This is a genomic window from Janthinobacterium sp. TND4EL3, from assembly GCF_900156175.1.
Taxonomy (GTDB): domain Bacteria; phylum Pseudomonadota; class Gammaproteobacteria; order Burkholderiales; family Burkholderiaceae_D; genus Janthinobacterium.
In genome coordinates this window covers 333,635-350,511 of the sequence record NZ_FTMV01000004.1, presented here as the reverse complement: position 1 = coordinate 350,511, position 16,877 = coordinate 333,635, and the positions used below count along the sequence as shown (strand labels likewise).

Sequence of the window (16,877 nt, the reverse complement as noted above, 5' to 3'; positions counted from 1 at the left end):
CCAATCATGAGCGATCTGACTTCTTTGATTGACGCCACCGAGCAAACGCTGGCACGCATCGCGGCGGAGTTTTCGCCGGCCGTGTTCGCGTCCAGCCTGGCAGCCGAAGACATGGTGCTGACCGACATGATTCTCAAGGCGAAGCTGCCCATCGGCATCTTTTCCCTGGAGACAGGCCGGCTGCACCAGGAAACCCTGGCCGTGCTCGACAAGGTCAAGGCCCGCTACGGCCACGACATCGTCCTGTACCGCCCGCAGCCGGAGGCGGTGGCCGCCTACGTGGAACAGAACGGCCTGAACGCGTTTTACAACAGTGTCGAGATGCGCCGCGAATGCTGCCGCATCCGCAAGGTCGAGCCGCTGGGCCGCGCCCTGGCCGGCAACAAGGCCTGGGTGACGGGACAACGCCGCGCCCAGTCCACCACGCGCGCCGAACTGCACGTGCAGGAAGAGGACGCTGCACACGCAATGACGAAATTCAATCCGCTGGCCGACTGGTCCGAGCAGGATGTGTGGGACTATATCCGTGCCAACGACGTGCCCTACAACGCGCTGCACGACCAGGGCTACCCGTCCATCGGCTGCGAACCGTGCACGCGGGCCGTACAGCCGGGCGAAGACGTGCGCGCCGGACGCTGGTGGTGGGAAAACCCGGATTCCAAGGAATGCGGCCTGCACATGGTTGACGGCAAGTTGATCCGCATCAAATCCGTGGCAGCCTGAACAGACACACAGAACAAGAAAGCATCCAATATGAGCAATATTTTGAACCAGCGTCACCTCGACAGCCTTGAATCGGAAGCCATCCACATCATGCGCGAAGTGGCGGCCGAATCGGCCAATCCCGCGCTGCTGTTTTCCGGCGGCAAGGATTCCGTCGTCCTGCTGCGTTTGGCCGAAAAAGCCTTCCGCCCAGGCAAGTTTCCCTTCCCCCTCGTGCATATCGACACGGGCCACAACTTCCCGGAAGTCATCACTTTCCGTGACAAAAAGGTGGCGCAGCTGGGCGAACGCCTGATCGTCGGCTCCGTGGAGGATTCCATCAAGCGGGGTACCGTGCGCCTGCGCAACCCGGCCACGGATTCGCGCAATGCGGCGCAAGCCGTGACCTTGCTGGAAACCATCGCCGAACACGGTTTTGACGCCTGCATCGGCGGCGCCCGCCGCGATGAGGAAAAGGCCCGCGCCAAGGAACGCATCTTCTCGTTCCGCGACGAATTCGGCGCCTGGGACCCGAAAGCCCAGCGTCCCGAGCTGTGGGACTTGTACAACACGCGCGTCCATCCCGGCGAAAACATGCGCGTCTTCCCCATCTCGAACTGGACGGAGCTGGACGTGTGGCAATACATCGCCCGCGAGAAACTGGAATTGCCGCCGATCTACTTTGCGCACGAACGCCAGGTGATCCCGCGCAACGGCCTGCTGGTGCCGCTGACGGACCTGACGCCGCCGCGCGACGGCGAAACGGTGGAAACGCAGGTCGTGCGCTTCCGCACTGTGGGCGATATCTCGTGCACCTGCCCCGTGTCGTCCGACGCGGCAACCGTGGACGCCATCATCGCCGAGACGGCAATCACGCAAATCACGGAACGCGGCGCCACCCGCATGGATGACCAGACTTCCGAAGCCTCGATGGAAAAACGCAAGAAAGCAGGGTATTTCTAATGAACGCAGCAATCCAGAACACCAATTTGACCGATAACCTGGAGCGCGGCATGTTGCGCTTCATCACGGCCGGTTCCGTCGATGACGGCAAGAGCACCCTGATCGGCCGTTTGCTGTTCGACAGCAAGGGCATCTTCGCCGACCAGCTCGACGCCATGTCGCGCTCCAAGCACAAGCGCACGGTGGGCGACACGGTCGACCTGTCGCTGCTGACGGACGGCCTGGAAGCGGAGCGCGAGCAAGGCATCACCATCGACGTGGCTTACCGCTACTTTGCCACGCCGAAGCGCAAGTTCATCATCGCCGACACGCCGGGCCACGAGCAGTACACGCGCAACATGGTCACGGGCGCTTCCACGGCCGACGCCGTCATCATTTTGATCGACGTGTCGAAGGTCAAACTCGGTGACGATGGCAGCGTGGAATTGTTGATCCAGACCAAACGTCATTCGACCATCGCCCATTTGCTGCAGATCGAGCACGTGGTCGTGGCCGTCAACAAGATGGACCTGGTCGACTACGATGAGACGGTCTACAAGCGCATCGTCGCCGCCTACCGCGAGTTCGCCCAGTCGCTGGGACTGAAGGACATCACGCCGATTCCATTGTCGGCCTTGACGGGCGACAACGTCGTCGAGCGCGGCGACAAGCTGGGCTGGTACACGGGCCCGACCCTGATCGAGCTGCTCGAATCCTTGTCCGTCTACGACGAATCGCACGACGCGCCGTTCCGCTTCCCCGTGCAGCTGGTGGCGCGCCACAACGGCCATGAAGCGAACGACTTCCGCGGCTACATGGGCCGCATCGAGGCGGGCAAGGTCAGCGTCGGCGACACCCTGGTGGTGCAGCCGTCGGGCCAGACGGCAACCGTGAAAGATATCGTCACGCTTGACGGCTCGCTGCCGACGGCCGTGGTGGGCCAGTCCGTGACCCTGCTGCTCAATGAATATCTGGACATTTCGCGCGGCGACTTGCTGGCCAGCAGCGAGCGCCCCGCCACCCTGCTCAAACAGGTGGTGGCCGACGTGTGCTGGCTGTCGGAAGACGCGCTGGACCTGCGCCGCAAATACTGGATCAAGCACGGCACGAAGCAGACGGCGGCCAAGGTGACGGCGATCGACTCCATCCTCGACATCAATACGCAGCAGCGCCATCCGGCCGAAGGCTTGAAGCTCAACGACATCGCCCGTATCAGCCTGAACGTGCAGCAGGCGCTGGCGGCCGATGCGTATGCCGATATCCGCGCCACGGGAGCATTCATCCTGATCGACGAAGTCACCCACCAGACGGTCGCCGCAGGAATGATCCGCGTCAGCTAAGGAAGGCAAGCACCATGAACAACTCCACATCCCTCCCCGGCAAGGTCTATCTGATCGGCGCAGGCCCCGGCGCGCAAGACCTGATGACCTTGCGCGGCGCCCGCCTGCTGGCGCAAGCCGACGTCGTGCTGCACGACGCGCTCGTCACCGAAGAGATGCTGGAGCTGTGCCCGCAGGCGCAAAAAATTCTGGTCGGCAAGCGCTGCGGCCAGTTATCGACGGCGCAGGCGTTTATCAACAAGCAACTGGTCGACAATGCCCGCAAGCACGCCGTCGTCGTGCGCCTGAAGGGGGGCGACCCCATGCTGTTCGGCCGCGCCGACGAGGAGCTGCGGGCGCTGGAAGAGGCGGGCATCGCCGTCGAAGTGGTGCCCGGCATTACCACGGCCCTGGCGGCCGCGGCCGCCACCTTGCAGCCGCTGACCAAGCGGGGCGTGTCGCGCAGCGTGGCCTTTTTCACGTCCAGCACGGCACCGGGCGAACCGGAGCAGACGCGCATTCCCGACTGCGATACCCTGGTGCAATACATGGGCGGGCGTGAAGCCATCGCCACGGCGCAGCGCCTGCTGGCCCTGGGCCGCCGGGCCGATACCCCCGTGGTGGTGATTGAAAACTGCAGCCGCCCGGACCAGCGCATCGTGCGCCTGACGCTGAGCGCCCTGGCGCATGGCCTGGGCGACACCCACGGCCCCGTGCTGGTGATGCTGGGCGACGCCATGGCTGCGCGCGCACACCAGTCCATCACCGAAACGACGGCCATACTGGCGCGCCATGCTTGAATAAACACACTGTATTTTACCGACTTTAAAGTCAGTAACCGACGTCTTCAGAAAAAACATGATAGGATGCAGACGCATCTTTTCTCGAGAAGTTCTTGCGCAATAGCAATGAAAATCACGCTACACCCCGCCAAGACGCTTGCTGTGCGGCCTCCCGGCTGACAGGAAGCGCGGGGCAGTCTCCCCGAAAAAAGCTGCGCCCGCAGGCTGCAATACCGCCGCCGCGCAACTTTAGCCGTTATATCCCTACATGATTGTCAACTCCATGCGCGAAGCCCTGACTTCGCTCAGCCGCAGCAATGCCGGCGTCGCCAGCGCCGTACTCCTGAGTATGGCTGCTTCCATCGCCCTGTGGACGGTCTTTCCCGATATCGACGATGAAAACCATCTGCTCGAATGGCTGCAGGCGCTGTTCCTGGCCCTGGCCTGCGCCGTGCACGGCGTGCGCGCCTGGCAGGAAACCGACCGCCAGTCGCTGCGCTTCCTGATGCACGCGGGCATGTCCGCCATGCTGTTCGGTTTCCTGCTGCGCGAACTCGACATCGACCAGTTCGGCACGGCGCACGCCTGGGCGCAGGCGGAAAAAGCCTTGCGCGTGGTGGAATTGCTGATCCTCATACGCTTGCTGATCTTCTTCGCGCCCCGCGCGCGCAAGGTGTTTGCCGCGGCGCCGCAGATCTTCGCCATGCGCATCACCATCCTGACCCTCATCGGCGGCCTGCTGATGGTGGCCGGCTGGCCGTTCGACAAGAAGGTATTTCACGGCATGCCGGACGCCTATGCGCTGCTGGGCGAGGAAGTCTTCGAACTGGGCGCCTATCTGCTGCTGTTCCTCGCTGCGCTGTCCGACAGCGCGGCCGCGGCCCGCATCAGCCTGGCGCCAAAGAAAAAAGCGGCTTAATCGTCTTCAAGTTTCAAAGGAAGATGGCAGCGGCAGCAGCCGCTGCAAGGTAGCGGCCACGCGCAGCAGGCGCGGATCGTCATCGTCCGCCTCGTCGCAGGTGTCGTTGATGCAGAAAAATGGCAGGCTGCCAAAATGCGCCAGCAGCTGCTCCAGCTGCCGCGGCGCCTGCGCATCGCCGCTGGCGACATGCAGCGGATCGAGGATGCGCGCTTGCGCATACCCCATGTGCACCATCCAGCGCGGCACCAGGTCCGGCAGCAATGCGGGCACCTGCCATGCACGGAACACCGTGGAGCGCACGCCGGCAAACATGGCCGGCGCCAGCCCTTCCAGTTCGTGCAGCGCGCTTTTCAGCATGGGCCGCGGCGCATGCGCGTACAGGCGCGGCTCGTGGCGGTAGTCCGCATACTGCGCCGACAGCCATTGCCGCGACAAGGTAGCGCAATTGACGGGCGCCGCCACGTCGGCGCGCAAGCCATCCGGTTCCTGCTGCAGCGCGCTTTCCGTGAACACGCTCAGGCGGCCGCCCTCTCCTTCGCCAAACCAGAATGCCGGCTCGAACGGCGCGCCGAAAAAAACGTCGTCGTTCAGGTAGAGAAAGCGCTCGGACAGGCCGGGGATATGGTGCAGATACGATTCGATATGACCTGAATCAAAGACAGGCAGGGCCGCGCCGGGCATCAGGCTGGCGTGGTCGATCACCGTCAGACGCTTCGATGCGCGCAGCCAGGCCGGCACCTGCCGGTCCGTCAACAGGTAAACATGGCCGTGGCCGGGAAAGAAGCGCTCGAGGGCGCGCAGGTTGTAGCGCAATTCGCCGTTGTCGCGGTAGCGGCCCGCCACGTTGCCGTGCAGGGCCAGCTGGCCCGGATGCGCCTGCGCCCACGCGGCATATGCCTGCTGCCGGCGCGCGCGCCAGGCCGGATCGGCGCCGTCGACCCACAGGTAGACGATGTCGATGGCGGCGGCGCTGCCGTTCAAGCGCGGGAAATGGAAGCTGGCGCGGCCACGCAGTAATCGGCGATGGCGGCCAGCACGCTGGCGTTCTCGCCCACCGCCTCGACCACGTTCAGGCGCAGTGCCGGATGCTGCTGGCGCAGCTCGTCGAGCAACAGGGGCAAGTCGCGCAGCACATGCCCGCCCTGGCCCAGGAACACCGGCACCACCGTCACGTCCAGCGTGGCGCCGGCGGGCAAGTCCGCCAGCAGCGCTTGCACCAGTTCGGGCAGGCGCGGCGTCATCAGCTCCAGGAAGGCAAGGTGCACGGCGGTGCCGGGCATGCGCGCCTGTGTCAGGTCGCGCAGGCGCTCGAAGGGCGTGGCCCACGATGCGGCACGCGCGCCGTGGGCAAACAATATCAGTGCCTGTTTCACGTTCGTCTCCATTAGTGCCGCTCCACCCACCACAGGGCGCCCAGCGCCAGCAGCAGATACAGGGCGCTCGGCGCCACGGCCGTCAGGAAGGCCGGCCAGGTGCTGAGCAGTCCAAGATGCGAGAACAGCGTGTTGACCAGCATGAAGCTCACGCCGATCATGATGCCGATGAAGATCTTCAGGCTGATGCCGCCGCTGCGCGTATGCATGTAGGCGAACGGCAGCGCCAGCGCCATCAGCACGAAGATGGCCAGCGGATCGATCAGCTTTTTCCAGAAGGCGATGCGGAAGCGCTCCGTTTCCTGCTTGTTCTCGGCCAAATGGCGCGTATACACGGCCAGTTCGCTGGCCGACATGCGTTCGGGATCGGAAGCGGACACCGTCAGGATCTTTGGCGTCACTTCGGACACCATGTCCTTGCTGGCGCTCTTTACCGTCCGCACCAGGCTCGTTTCCTGGCCATAGTAGTTTTCCAGCTTCGGTGCGTAGCCGGGCGAGGCGGCGGCGCTGTTCGAGAACGACGTTTCCGTCACATCGGTCAGGCGCCAGGTATTATTGCCCTGATAAGTAGCACTATTGGCCACGGTCAAGGTGCGCAAGCGCATTGTGGTGTCAAATTCATACAGCTTGACGTTTTTCAGCTGGCCGTCCGGACGCGCTTCGCCCACGTTGAAGAAGCGCGAACCGGTGACGGTGCCCGTCAAGCCTTCGCTCTTGACCATATCCTTGGTCCACAGGCCGGAGCGGAATTCGCTCGACACGGCCGCGCCGCGCGAGGTCAGCTTGAGGCGCTCGGCCAGCGGCTCCGTGCGCGGCGTGATCAGCTCGCCGAAGATGAAGGTGATGACGACGAAGACGATACCGATGCGGAACAGGAAGCCGGCCGCCATCGCCGTCGACATGCTCGACGCGCGCATGATGGTAAATTCCGAGCTGGCGGCAAACTGCGCCATCGTGTAGATGGTGCCGATCAGGGCCGCGATGGGCATCACTTCATAGACATGGCCGGGCACCAGCACCAGCACGTACAGGAAGGCGTACTGGATGCTGTAGCCGTTCTTGCCGACCTTGGGCAGCTCGCCCGTCAGGTCGATGAAGGCCTGCAGCGCCAGGAAGGCCAGCAGGACGAAGAGCACCGCCTGGAAAATCGAGACGGCAAAATAGCGCTGTAAAATCTTCATTTCGGTGCCGCTTTACTTGTGTTGCCGGCGCGGCGCGCGCGCTTGAAGGACGCCAGCAGGACCAGCGGATGATAGCGGTGGTTCACGTTCAGGCGCCAGGCGAACAGCGCCACCACGGCCAGCGCCGCCAGCAGATGCAGCGGCCACCAGGCCACGCCAAAACTCAGGCGCCCCTGCTTGACGCTCGCTTCGAGCACCTTGATCAAGTTACTGTATGTAAAGAAAATCAGCAGGGCGACGATCAGGTTGGCCGAACTGCCGGCGCGCGGATTGACAAAGCCCAGCGGAATGGCCAGCAGGATCAGCATCAGGCCGATCAGCGGCGCGCTGACCCTCCACAGCAGTTCGGCCATGGTGTAGGGATTCGGTTCGGCGATCAGCGCCATGGTGCTCATGGCGCGCACGCCCAGGTCCGCCCCCAGGTCCTGCTGCTTGCTTTCGATGCGCATGATGTACTGCTCGAATTCCATGGTCTGGAAGTCGGCCTGCGTCGGCGTGCCCTGGTAGCGGCGGCCGCTCTTGAGCACCAGGAAACGCTCGCCGCGGGCGTCGGTATTGATCACGCCTTCCTTGGCGACGACGACGACGGCGCTGCCTTTTTCATCGACCGTATTGACGAAGACGTTCTGCACCACGTTCTTCTCGCCGCTGACGCCCTCGACGAAAAAGATGCGGTTGCTGCCGGCCGATTCGCGGAACTGGCCCGGCGTGACTTTCTGCAGGTCTTCGCGCTTCTCGAAGCGCGCCACATACTCGTCGCTCTTCTTTTGCGCCCACGGCGTGGCGTACAGGCTCAGGATGCCGGTGGCCAGCACCAGCGGCAGGCCGAAGCTCAGTACGGGCCAGATCCAGCGCGACAGGCTCAGGCCGGAGGCGAACCACACCACCATTTCCGACTCCTTGTAGCTGCGCGTGACGACCATCAGCACGGAGATGAATCCCGTGAGTATGAGGATGGTGGGCAGCTGCATCAGGGCGGAAAAGACCATCAGCGACATGACGTCGGACGACGCGATCTTGCCGCCCGCCGCCTTGCCGAGAATACCGATCAGCATCCAGGTGAGCAGGATGCTGAACAAAACAGTGAAGGTGGCCCCGGCGGCACTTGCCAATTCACGTCGAAGGGCGCGTTGAAAGATCATTCGGAGTTTATAATTCGGGTCAGTTAGTTGAGTAACACGTTACTAGTAAATGAAAACGGAGAACCAAATGGACTTTAGCATAAAAGCATTCGATACCAAGAGCACCCTCGGCACGGCCAAAAGCGGATGCATCGCGGTTGCGGTATTCGAAAACAAAAAACTGTCGCCAGCGGCAAAATCGCTGGACAGCAAGGGTGCGATTTCGGCTGCGCTGAAGTCCGGCGACATCAGCGGCAAGCCTGGCAGCACCTTGCTGCTGCGCGCTGTCGATGGCGTCGCCGCCGAACGTGTTCTGCTGGTAGGCATGGGCAACGATGACACTGTCAGCGAAAAAAGCTTCACGACCGGCGTACAAGCCGCACTGAAGGCCTTTGGCTCGCTGGGCGCTGCGGACGCCATTATCGCATTACCGCTGCTTGAAGTGAAAGAGCGTGACGTAAATTGGGCAATCCGTTGCGTGGTGCAAGCGGCACACGACAGCGAATACCGCTGCGACTCGCAAAAAAGCAAGAAAGATCCGGCGCCAGCGGGCGTGCGCAAGATCGTCCTGGCAGCGCCAGCAACGGCAGCCACGCGCGGCGCACTGGCGCAAGCCATCGCCATCGCCAACGGTTCCGACCTGACGCGCAACCTGGGCGACCTGCCGGCAAACATCGCCAACCCGACCTACCTGGCCAACACGGCCAAGCAGCTGGCCAAGGATTACAAGTTTGAAGTCGAAGTACTCGACCGCAAACAGCTCGAAGCGCTGAAAATGGGCAGCTTCCTGTCCGTCACCAACGGCAGCGAGCAGCCGCCGAAGTTCATCGTCCTGAAACACATGGGCGGCAAGGCCAAGGATGCGCCGGTCGTCCTGGTCGGCAAGGGCATCACCTTCGACACGGGCGGCATTTCGATCAAGGCCGGTCCTGGCATGGACGAGATGAAGTACGACATGTGCGGCGCCGCGTCGGTGCTGGGCACCTTCCGCGCCATCGGCGAAATGAACCTCAAGCTGAACGTCATCGGCGTCATCGCCGCGTGCGAAAACATGCCGTCCGGCCGCGCCACCAAGCCGGGCGACATCGTCACCTCGATGAACGGCCTGACCATCGAAGTGCTGAACACCGACGCCGAAGGCCGTCTGGTCCTGTGCGACGCGCTGACCTACGCCGAGCGCTTCAAGCCGGCAGCCGTGGTCGATATCGCCACCCTGACGGGCGCTTGCGTCATCGCCCTGGGCCACCACAACAGCGGCCTGTTTACGCGCAGCGATGCGGCGCATGACCAGCTGGCCAATGAACTGCTGGCGGCGGGCAAACAATCGAGCGACACGGCATGGCGCATGCCGATCGAAGAAGCGTACAACGAGCAGCTCAAGTCGAACTTCGCCGACCTGGCCAACATCGGCACGCCAGGCGGCGGTTCGGTGACGGCAGCGGCCTTCCTGGAAAACTTTACCAAGAAGTACACCTGGGCGCACCTGGACATCGCCGGCACGGCATGGAAATCGGGCGGTTCGAAGGGCGCGACCGGCCGTCCAGTCCCCCTGCTGACGACGTTCCTGATCAACCGGGTCTAAGAGAACGCCAGACCCAACCTGCTGCGCGGGGCGATTGGCGGCCGGCGATGCCCGCTGTACATAAAGTACAGCTGCGCTTCTCGGCCACCGCCAGCTCCCGCTCGCTACGGTTTTGTCAGGCGTCGTTACGCAAAAAGACAGCCGCCACGGTCACTGACCTGGCGGCTTTTTCATGCGTGGCATAGTAATCAGTAGACGACGGGATTGGGCAAAGGCGACGGCGCCACCTTCGGCTGCACCACCGCTTCCGGCACGGCGGCCGGTGGCGCGGGCGCTGCGACTGGCGCGGGCGGCGGCGCCATGCGCGCCGGGTCCTGCATGACGATGGTCAGGACCGACGGGTAGTCGAAGCCGGCGCCCGTGTTGCGGTCGACGAAATAGCCGACGCCCAGGGTCAGGATGACATTGCCCCAAATGCTGGCATTGAGCTTGGGATCGATGTTGTCGTCCACGGCGACGGCTGGCGAGCCGTGCTTGCGGCAGTCGACCTTCAGCGGCTCGCGGCTCTTGCGGATGGTGATGCGTCCGGGCGTGGTGACAAACCACTTGCCGACGTCGTTGCTGAGTATGCAGCCGGCGCCAGTGAGCTCGCGGTTGTCCAGGATGGTTTGCACCAGCACCATCTGGTCGGCATTGCCCGTCAGGGTGGCGCAGCCGCCCAGGCCAGACAGCAGCATCGCCTTGACGGCAAGGATGGCGGCGGAACGGGAGCCACGCATGGGAAGCTCGCTTAACGGACGGGAATCGGCTGCTCGCCGGGCACGGCGACGGCAGTGACGCTGTTTTTCGGGCTGCCTTCGATCAGGCGGTCGGAATACACGAGATAGACGAGCGCATTGCGCTTGCTGTCGACCATGCGCACCACGCGCACGTGCTTGAAGAAGATCGAGGCGCGCTCGGTAAACACTTCTTCCTGGCGCGGCAGCTTGCCCTTGAACTGCAGCGGCCCCACCTGGCGGCAGGCCACGGCCGCATCGGCCTTGTCTTCGGCCAGGCCGACGGCGCCCTTGATGCCGCCCGTCTTGGCGCGCGACAGATAGCAACTGACGCCCGCGACACGGGGATCGTCGTAGGCTTCGACGACGATCTTGTGATCCGGGCCGATCAGTTTGAACACCGTGTCGACGGAGCCGATGGTTTCGGCCTGCGCCGCAGTGCAGGCCAAGGCCAGCATGAATGCGGCAGGCAGCAATTTACGCATGAAGAGTATCCCTGGCACGCACGCGGGCGGCCATCAGTTGATGGGGGCAAATCGCTGCACCATGACGCCTTCGACCTCGATCAGCTGAAAGAACACGTCTTTCGGCCGCGTCCAGATCGAACCGTCAGCGGCGCGATACACGATCATCGGCGTCAGGTCCGCCTCCAGCGTGGCTTCGCACACCAGTTCGTAAATGCCGCCCTTGTAGTGCCGATAACGCATCGCCGTCCCCTCAAGCCGTGGAATCTTCGCTCTTGTCGTCAGCCAGGGCTTTCTGCTTCATCTTCAGGCCCTGGATCACCTTCAAAATGCCTTCCATGCCGGCGGCGCCATCGGCGCTGCTGAAGGCATCGAGCACCTCATTGAGCACCTTGTTGCGCACGGTGGCTTCATCGGCCGACATTTCCAGCGCACGCTGGGCCTTCGCCGCCTTTTCGGCAGCGCTGACCCGCGGCTTGGGAGCCGTCTTGCCATGCGTCAGAGCCGCCTGCCAGATAACCCAGCGGCGCTGGGTTTCGAAAATCAGGTACTCGTCCGGTTTGTCTTCTCTTCGCCGCACAATGTGGCCGTCACGCTGCGCCCACGCTTCAAATGCAGTTCGCATTTTCTTCCTTTGCAAATGCTACGCGCAAGTCTCACTATTAAAACTGCAACATTTCAAAATAGTACCATCTATTGATGTCGCAAAACAGTCTCATAGATATAGTACTGCAATTTATATAACAAGTCTGGCGGCGCCAAGGACGGAATCGCTGCTCCGTCCCGGGCACAGTGGTCATGTAATCGGAATAGCAATTACAACTAATTACAACTGCTTCCTGTTGATTTCCTACGTTGGCAGTAACAAAACTGTGTGACACAGTTGTTACATTGTGCCATTTTAGTAGTTTTTATCGCGTCTTAGCGAGAAACTTTACACCTTTGTCGCGTTAAAAGACGATACGCATCATGCCGTGCGAACCCCTTATGCCAAATCAAACAAAGGCGTTGATCAATCATACACAAAAACACAATATTCATGCGCCACGATTGGCTAAAAATAAATACTTTTTCTACATTCATTTTCCCGCCAAGCAAATAAAGCGCCTGCCTGGCAAGCCTGGCGCCACGCCGGCGACACGCATGCGGTAAGATTCGCGCCTATCGACACCTTATCGTCACCTATTCAAGCAAGGATTTTTCCCATGAAACTAGCCACCTGGAACGTCAACTCGCTGAAAGTGCGCCTGCCGCAAGTACTGCAGTGGCTCACGGATAATCCGGTCGACATACTCTGCCTGCAAGAGACTAAATTGACAGACGACAAGTTTCCCATCGCCGAGATCGAGGCTGCCGGCTACCAGGTCGTCTTCAGCGGCCAGAAAACCTACAACGGCGTGGCCATCCTGTCGAAACTGCCGATCACGGACGTGGTCAAGAACAACCCGCGCTATGAAGATGCGCAGCAGCGCATCCTGGCCGCCACCATCAATGGCGTGCGCGTCGTCTGCGCCTACGTGCCGAACGGCCAGAGCGTCGACTCCGACAAGTATGAATACAAGCTGGGCTGGCTGTCCGCCCTGCACGACTGGCTGGCCGAAGAAGCGCGGCAGCACCCGCAGCTGGCCGTGGTGGGCGACTACAATATCGCGCCCGACGACCGCGACGTGCACGACCCCGTCGCCTGGGCCGGCCAGGTGCTGGTCTCGGACAAGGAACGGGCCGCCCTGCAGCGCCTGTTCGACATTGGCCTGACGGACGCCTTCCGCCTGTTCGAGCAGGCCGAAAAATCGTTCAGCTGGTGGGATTACCGCCAGCTGGGCTTCCGCCTGAACAAGGGCCTGCGCATCGACCATATCCTGCTCTCGCCCGCCCTGGCCGCGCGCTGCACGGCTTGCGTGATCGACCGCGTGCCGCGCAAGTGGGAGCAGCCGTCCGACCATGCGCCGGTGGTGGCAACGATTGATTGAGCACCTAACATAAGCTACTGCGCGTCGCGACTTGCAGCCTCCGATGCTCACTGCCTCGGCGGCCCCGTGCTTCGCACAGCTCCGCTTCTCAGCCACAACTCACTGCCGCTCGCTACGGTTCTGTTAGACGCTCGAAGTCTTAACGCGGTCCAGCAGCGATCGCGCATTCGCCGCAGGCACCGGCGCGGAAAACAGATAGCCCTGGGCATAGCGGCAGCCGTTCGCCTGCAGCAGGGCGAACTGCTCCTCCGTCTCCACGCCCTCTGCCACGGCCGACAATTGCAGGCTGTCGGCCAGCGCGATGATGGCCGACACGATGGCGCGGTCTTCCGCGCTCTGTTCGAGGTCCTTGATGAAGGCGCGGTCGATCTTGACCTTCTTCACGGGGAAGCGCTTCAGGTAGGCCAGGCTGGAATAGCCGGTGCCGAAATCGTCGATCGACAGGCGCAAGCCCATGCCATTGATCTGGCGCAAAATCTCCAGCGTATGCTCGCCGTGCTGCATCAGCGCCGTCTCCGTGATCTCGAATTCCAGCAGCGACGGATCGATGCCCGTTTCCCGCACCACGGCGGCTATGGTCGCCACCAGGCCCTTGTGCATGAACTGGCGCGGCGACAGGTTCACGGCCAGCGGCACCGGCTGCAGGCCCTGGCGCTGCCAGGCCATGCTTTGCTCGCATGCCTTGCGCATCACCCACTCGCCGACCGGCACGATCAGGCCGTTTTCTTCCATGATGGGAATGAAGCGGTCCGGCAGCACCAGGCCATGGCCGGGACGGCGCCAGCGCAGCAGCACTTCCATGCCGTGCAGGCTGCGCGTGGCGATATCGATGACGGGCTGGTAATACAGCTCGAACTGGTCCTGCGCCAGCGCCGTGCGCAAGCTGCTTTCCAAATCAAAATGCAGGGCCGCCGCCTGGTTCATCGTCTGCGTGAAGAACTGGTAGTTGTTGCGGCCGTTGCCCTTGGCGTGGTACATGGCCGCATCGGCATGGCGCATCAGGGCGTCGACGTCGCCGCCGTCGTCCGGATACACGCAGATGCCGATCGACGGCGTGACGTGCAGCACGTGGCCATCGAGCGGAAACGCCGGCGTCAGGGCTTCAATGATTTTCTCGGCCACGCGCGCCGCTTCGTCGCTGCCGCGGATGCCCGGCACCAGCACGACGAATTCATCGCCGCCCAGGCGCGCCACCGTGTCGCTGGCGCGCACGGCGCGGCACAGGCGGGCGGACACTTCCTTGAGCAGCAGGTCGCCCGTCATGTGGCCGAGCGAATCGTTGATGGTCTTGAAGCGGTCCAGGTCGATGAACATCACGGCCAGCTTGCGCTCCGAGCGCTGCGACGCCAGCATGGCCCGTTCCAGGCGGTCCGACAGCAGCGCGCGGTTCGGCAGGCCCGTCAGGCTGTCGTGATACGCCATGTGGTGCACGCGCGCCTCGGCCTGGCGCCGCTCCAGGATTTCGCCCTGCAGCAGCAGGTTGGCGCCGGCCAGTTCGGCCGTGCGTTCATGCACGCGCAATTCCAGCTCGTCGCGCGCGCGGCGCACCGCTTCGGCCGCCTCGCGCCGCGCCGTCACGTCGTCGACCAGCCACACGGAGCGGCCATGGGCATGCGCCAGATCAAACGGCCGCCCCGACAGACGCGCCCAGAAGCGGCTGCCATCCTTGCGCACCAGCTGGTATTCCGACATATGCACGCGCCCCGCGCCGAAGTCGCGCGCCGTCTCGTCGCGCGCCGCCCGCCATGACGCCAGGTCCGGGTACAGCGCCTGCACGGACAGGCCGTTGATCTCGCCCGGCCCATAGCCGAACAGCTCCTCCATCTTGCTGTTGGCACGCAAATTGTAGCCGCCCTCCACCACCGAGATGCCCAGCACGGCGCTGTCGAGGATGGCCTGGTTTTCCAGCAGCGCGTTGCGTAGCGATTCTTCCGCGCGCTTCGCTTCCGTGCGGTCCTCGATGATCCAGATGGTGCCGGCGGCGGGATCGTCGGGGTTGACGACATAGGCAATCAGCTGCGCCCACAGGGTGCTGCCGTCGCGGCGCATCATCTCCACTTCCGTCTGGAAGGGCTTGCCCACGGACAGGAAGGGGAAAGCGGCCGCTCCCAGCAAGTCGTAGGACTGCTGCGAGACGTACAGTGCGCGCCCGGGCAGGCCCAGCGCCTCGTCGCCGCTGTAGCCGAACATCGTGGCAAAGCCCAGGTTGTAGCGCGTGATCTGGCGGTTCTTCGTGTACAGGATGCTCACCGAGGCATTCGTCATGATGGCGGCCACCTCCATCTGCGCCTGGCGGCTGGCCGTGATGTCTTCCAGTATCCAGATGGCGCCCTGTTCGCTGTGCTGCTGGTCCACGGCCTTGGCGCGGATGCGGCACCAGAACAGGCTGCCGTCGCGGCGGCGGAACAGCGATTCGTCCTGCTCGTAGGGCAAGCCCTGCCCCAGCAGCGGCGTGGCCTGTACGCCAAACTCTTCATAGGCGGCAGGCGAGGGAAACAGCTCGGCGGCGGGCAGGCCGATCATCTCGTCCTGCGTGTAGCCGAACATTTCGGCGAAGCGGGGATTGCAGCGCAGGACCAGGCGCGAACGCGAAAACAGGATGCCGACGGAGGCGTTGTCGAGGATGGCCTGCTGCTCCAGCATCAGCTGGCGCGTCGCTTCCTCGGCCGCCTTTTGCGCGCTGCGGTCGTCGAACAGCCAGATCGTGTCGCGCAGGGCACGGTCGGGCTGGTTTTCGGGGTTCAGCACATAGCCATAGGCCAGCGCCCAGAAGGTGGAGCCGTCGCGGCGGCGCATCTCCATCTCGCCCTGGAACGGCAGGCCGCGCCGCAGCAGGGGCGCGGCCTGCCGCACCACGCTTTCGTAGGCCGCGCGTGACGGATACAGGTCGGCGACGGCCAGGCCCACGCCGCTGTCGCCGTCAAAGCCGAAGCATTCGGCAAAGCGCCGGTTGTAGCGCTGCACGCCCTTGTCGCGCTGAAAACCGATGGCCAAGGGCGCATTGTCCATCACGGCCTGCATTTCCAGCATGGCGCGGCGCAGCTGGTCTTCATCGCGCCGGTGGTCGCTGATGTCCTCGATGATCCATACCGTACCGTCATGGGTATTCAATGGATCGACGGCGCGCCCGTGCAGGCGGCTCCAGAACAGCGAGCCATCCTGGCGCCGCAATTCCAGCTCCGTGCGGTAGGGCTTGCCCTTCGAGAGCAGCGGCGCCGCCTCCAGTCCCAGCGCGCGGCAATGCTCGGCGGAGCGGTACAGCACCGCGCCTGGCATACCCGTCAGCTGGTGGCGCGCATAGCCGAACATCTCGGCGGCGCGGATATTGCACTCCTCGATGAAGCCGCCCTTGGAAAACACGATGCCGACGGCCGCGCTTTCCAGGATGGCCTGCTGTTCCAGCAAGGTCTTGCGCAGGGCCTGCTGGTCGCGCTGCTGCACGCGGATATCGGCAAACACGAGGGTCGCGCCCGGCAAGCTGTCGCCCACGGGCAGCGGCTTGGCCCACACCTGCACGGCAACGGCGCCCGTCTCGCCTTCGAGGCTGCTTTCCCAGTGCCGTACACGCCCGGCCGCACCGAGCGCCCCGCGCAACATGCTGCTGCTCGACGCGCGATAGGCGTCGGTAAAACAATCGGCCAGCAAGCGGCCCGACACATCCCTGCCCAGCAAGTCGACCAGGGCACCATTCGCCGCCACCACCATGCCGCAGGCATCGCAGGCGCAGGCCGGCAAGGCGATCAGCTGCAAGGCATCGGCGATGAAATCGGGGCTGGTCGGTACGCGGTTCATGGACACCATGG

The 16,877-nt window shown here is 63.4% G+C and carries 15 protein-coding genes and 1 pseudogene; 7 read left to right on the top strand and 9 right to left on the bottom strand.

What is annotated here, in order from left to right; genetic code table 11:
• Window positions 1-6 precede the first annotated feature (6 nt).
• The 5 genes and pseudogenes from BXA07_RS31290 to BXA07_RS30770 all read left to right on the top strand — a co-directional run bounded on the left by BXA07_RS31290 (window position 7) and on the right by BXA07_RS30770 (window position 4,664).
• Window positions 7-723: a phosphoadenylyl-sulfate reductase gene (locus BXA07_RS31290; protein WP_076567642.1), complete on the top strand. Its 717-nt coding sequence runs from the start codon at window positions 7-9 to the stop codon at window positions 721-723.
• A 27-nt stretch (window positions 724-750) separates the two neighbouring features.
• Window positions 751-1,665: pseudogene (cysD, locus tag BXA07_RS31285) on the top strand (sulfate adenylyltransferase subunit CysD); the annotation flags it as partial.
• On the top strand, window positions 1,665-2,984 hold the full coding sequence (locus BXA07_RS09765; RefSeq protein WP_076567638.1) for a sulfate adenylyltransferase subunit 1: 1,320 nt from the start codon (window positions 1,665-1,667) through the stop codon (window positions 2,982-2,984). The pseudogene cysD and the gene BXA07_RS09765, both read left to right, overlap by 1 nt.
• Window positions 2,985-2,998: 14 nt before the next feature.
• Window positions 2,999-3,763 carry a uroporphyrinogen-III C-methyltransferase gene (gene cobA, locus BXA07_RS09760; protein WP_076567637.1) on the top strand — a complete coding sequence of 255 codons (765 nt, stop codon included), beginning with the start codon at window positions 2,999-3,001 and terminating at the stop codon, window positions 3,761-3,763.
• Window positions 3,764-4,013: 250 nt separating this feature from the next.
• Window positions 4,014-4,664, top strand: a complete 651-nt coding sequence (locus BXA07_RS30770) for a hypothetical protein (protein ID WP_170909634.1) — start codon at window positions 4,014-4,016, stop codon at window positions 4,662-4,664.
• Between the two features lie 6 nt (window positions 4,665-4,670).
• Here BXA07_RS30770 and BXA07_RS09750 read toward each other — a convergent pair whose 3' ends face one another.
• From BXA07_RS09750 to lptF, 4 genes are read right to left on the bottom strand one after another with little or no spacing between them, the layout of a single operon-like run.
• Window positions 4,671-5,648, bottom strand: a complete 978-nt coding sequence (locus tag BXA07_RS09750) for a stealth family protein (RefSeq protein WP_076567633.1) — start codon at window positions 5,646-5,648, stop codon at window positions 4,671-4,673.
• Window positions 5,645-6,052: a sirohydrochlorin chelatase gene (locus BXA07_RS09745; protein WP_076567632.1), complete on the bottom strand. Its 408-nt coding sequence runs from the start codon at window positions 6,050-6,052 to the stop codon at window positions 5,645-5,647. The genes BXA07_RS09750 and BXA07_RS09745 overlap by 4 nt, the downstream gene beginning before the upstream one ends.
• Window positions 6,052-7,221, bottom strand: coding sequence for an LPS export ABC transporter permease LptG (lptG, locus tag BXA07_RS09740; RefSeq protein ID WP_076567630.1), 1,170 nt, complete (start codon window positions 7,219-7,221; stop codon window positions 6,052-6,054). Before lptG ends, BXA07_RS09745 begins: the two co-directional genes overlap by 1 nt.
• On the bottom strand, window positions 7,218-8,363 hold the full coding sequence (lptF, locus tag BXA07_RS09735) for an LPS export ABC transporter permease LptF (RefSeq protein ID WP_076567628.1): 1,146 nt from the start codon (window positions 8,361-8,363) through the stop codon (window positions 7,218-7,220). Before lptF ends, lptG begins: the two co-directional genes overlap by 4 nt.
• Window positions 8,364-8,430: 67 nt before the next feature.
• On the opposite strand from lptF, the gene BXA07_RS09730 reads away from it, so the two are divergent.
• Window positions 8,431-9,924, top strand: coding sequence for a leucyl aminopeptidase (locus BXA07_RS09730; RefSeq protein WP_076567626.1), 1,494 nt, complete (start codon window positions 8,431-8,433; stop codon window positions 9,922-9,924).
• Between the two features lie 188 nt (window positions 9,925-10,112).
• Here BXA07_RS09730 and BXA07_RS09725 read toward each other — a convergent pair whose 3' ends face one another.
• From BXA07_RS09725 to BXA07_RS09710, 4 genes are read right to left on the bottom strand one after another with little or no spacing between them, the layout of a single operon-like run.
• On the bottom strand, window positions 10,113-10,643 hold the full coding sequence (locus BXA07_RS09725; protein ID WP_076567624.1) for a hypothetical protein: 531 nt from the start codon (window positions 10,641-10,643) through the stop codon (window positions 10,113-10,115).
• An 11-nt stretch (window positions 10,644-10,654) separates the two neighbouring features.
• A complete protein-coding gene (locus BXA07_RS09720) occupies window positions 10,655-11,125 on the bottom strand; it encodes a CreA family protein (RefSeq protein ID WP_076567623.1) in 471 nt (156 codons plus the stop codon).
• Window positions 11,126-11,158: 33 nt separating this feature from the next.
• Window positions 11,159-11,347, bottom strand: a complete 189-nt coding sequence (locus BXA07_RS09715; RefSeq protein WP_034782199.1) for a DUF1653 domain-containing protein — start codon at window positions 11,345-11,347, stop codon at window positions 11,159-11,161.
• A gap of 10 nt (window positions 11,348-11,357) precedes the next feature.
• Entirely contained in the window at window positions 11,358-11,729 is a 372-nt protein-coding gene (locus BXA07_RS09710) for a phiTE_015 family protein (protein ID WP_076567621.1), read from the bottom strand.
• A gap of 580 nt (window positions 11,730-12,309) precedes the next feature.
• On the opposite strand from BXA07_RS09710, the gene xth reads away from it, so the two are divergent.
• On the top strand, window positions 12,310-13,074 hold the full coding sequence (gene xth, locus BXA07_RS09705) for an exodeoxyribonuclease III (RefSeq protein WP_076567620.1): 765 nt from the start codon (window positions 12,310-12,312) through the stop codon (window positions 13,072-13,074).
• Window positions 13,075-13,197: 123 nt separating this feature from the next.
• Here xth and BXA07_RS09700 read toward each other — a convergent pair whose 3' ends face one another.
• Window positions 13,198-16,866 (bottom strand): sensor domain-containing protein, encoded by a 3,669-nt coding sequence (locus tag BXA07_RS09700; RefSeq protein WP_076567721.1) that lies wholly within the window; start codon window positions 16,864-16,866, stop codon window positions 13,198-13,200.
• Window positions 16,867-16,877: the final 11 nt, after the last annotated feature.

What these genes read in the sequence shown, in the direction of transcription:
- BXA07_RS09745 (WP_076567632.1), bottom strand. Translation starts at nt 6,052, where the DNA reads ATGGAGACGAACGTGAAACAGGCACTGATATTGTTTGCCCACGGCGCG.
- BXA07_RS09715 (WP_034782199.1), bottom strand. Translation starts at nt 11,347, where the DNA reads ATGCGTTATCGGCACTACAAGGGCGGCATTTACGAACTGGTGTGCGAA.
- BXA07_RS30770 (WP_170909634.1), top strand. Translation starts at nt 4,014, where the DNA reads ATGATTGTCAACTCCATGCGCGAAGCCCTGACTTCGCTCAGCCGCAGC.
- BXA07_RS09730 (WP_076567626.1), top strand. Translation starts at nt 8,431, where the DNA reads ATGGACTTTAGCATAAAAGCATTCGATACCAAGAGCACCCTCGGCACG.
- BXA07_RS09710 (WP_076567621.1), bottom strand. Translation starts at nt 11,729, where the DNA reads ATGCGAACTGCATTTGAAGCGTGGGCGCAGCGTGACGGCCACATTGTG.
- lptG (WP_076567630.1), bottom strand. Translation starts at nt 7,221, where the DNA reads ATGAAGATTTTACAGCGCTATTTTGCCGTCTCGATTTTCCAGGCGGTG.
- xth (WP_076567620.1), top strand. Translation starts at nt 12,310, where the DNA reads ATGAAACTAGCCACCTGGAACGTCAACTCGCTGAAAGTGCGCCTGCCG.
- BXA07_RS09765 (WP_076567638.1), top strand. Translation starts at nt 1,665, where the DNA reads ATGAACGCAGCAATCCAGAACACCAATTTGACCGATAACCTGGAGCGC.
- BXA07_RS31290 (WP_076567642.1), top strand. Translation starts at nt 7, where the DNA reads ATGAGCGATCTGACTTCTTTGATTGACGCCACCGAGCAAACGCTGGCA.
- BXA07_RS09700 (WP_076567721.1), bottom strand. Translation starts at nt 16,866, where the DNA reads ATGAACCGCGTACCGACCAGCCCCGATTTCATCGCCGATGCCTTGCAG.
- cobA (WP_076567637.1), top strand. Translation starts at nt 2,999, where the DNA reads ATGAACAACTCCACATCCCTCCCCGGCAAGGTCTATCTGATCGGCGCA.
- BXA07_RS09720 (WP_076567623.1), bottom strand. Translation starts at nt 11,125, where the DNA reads ATGCGTAAATTGCTGCCTGCCGCATTCATGCTGGCCTTGGCCTGCACT.
- BXA07_RS09725 (WP_076567624.1), bottom strand. Translation starts at nt 10,643, where the DNA reads ATGCGTGGCTCCCGTTCCGCCGCCATCCTTGCCGTCAAGGCGATGCTG.
- lptF (WP_076567628.1), bottom strand. Translation starts at nt 8,363, where the DNA reads ATGATCTTTCAACGCGCCCTTCGACGTGAATTGGCAAGTGCCGCCGGG.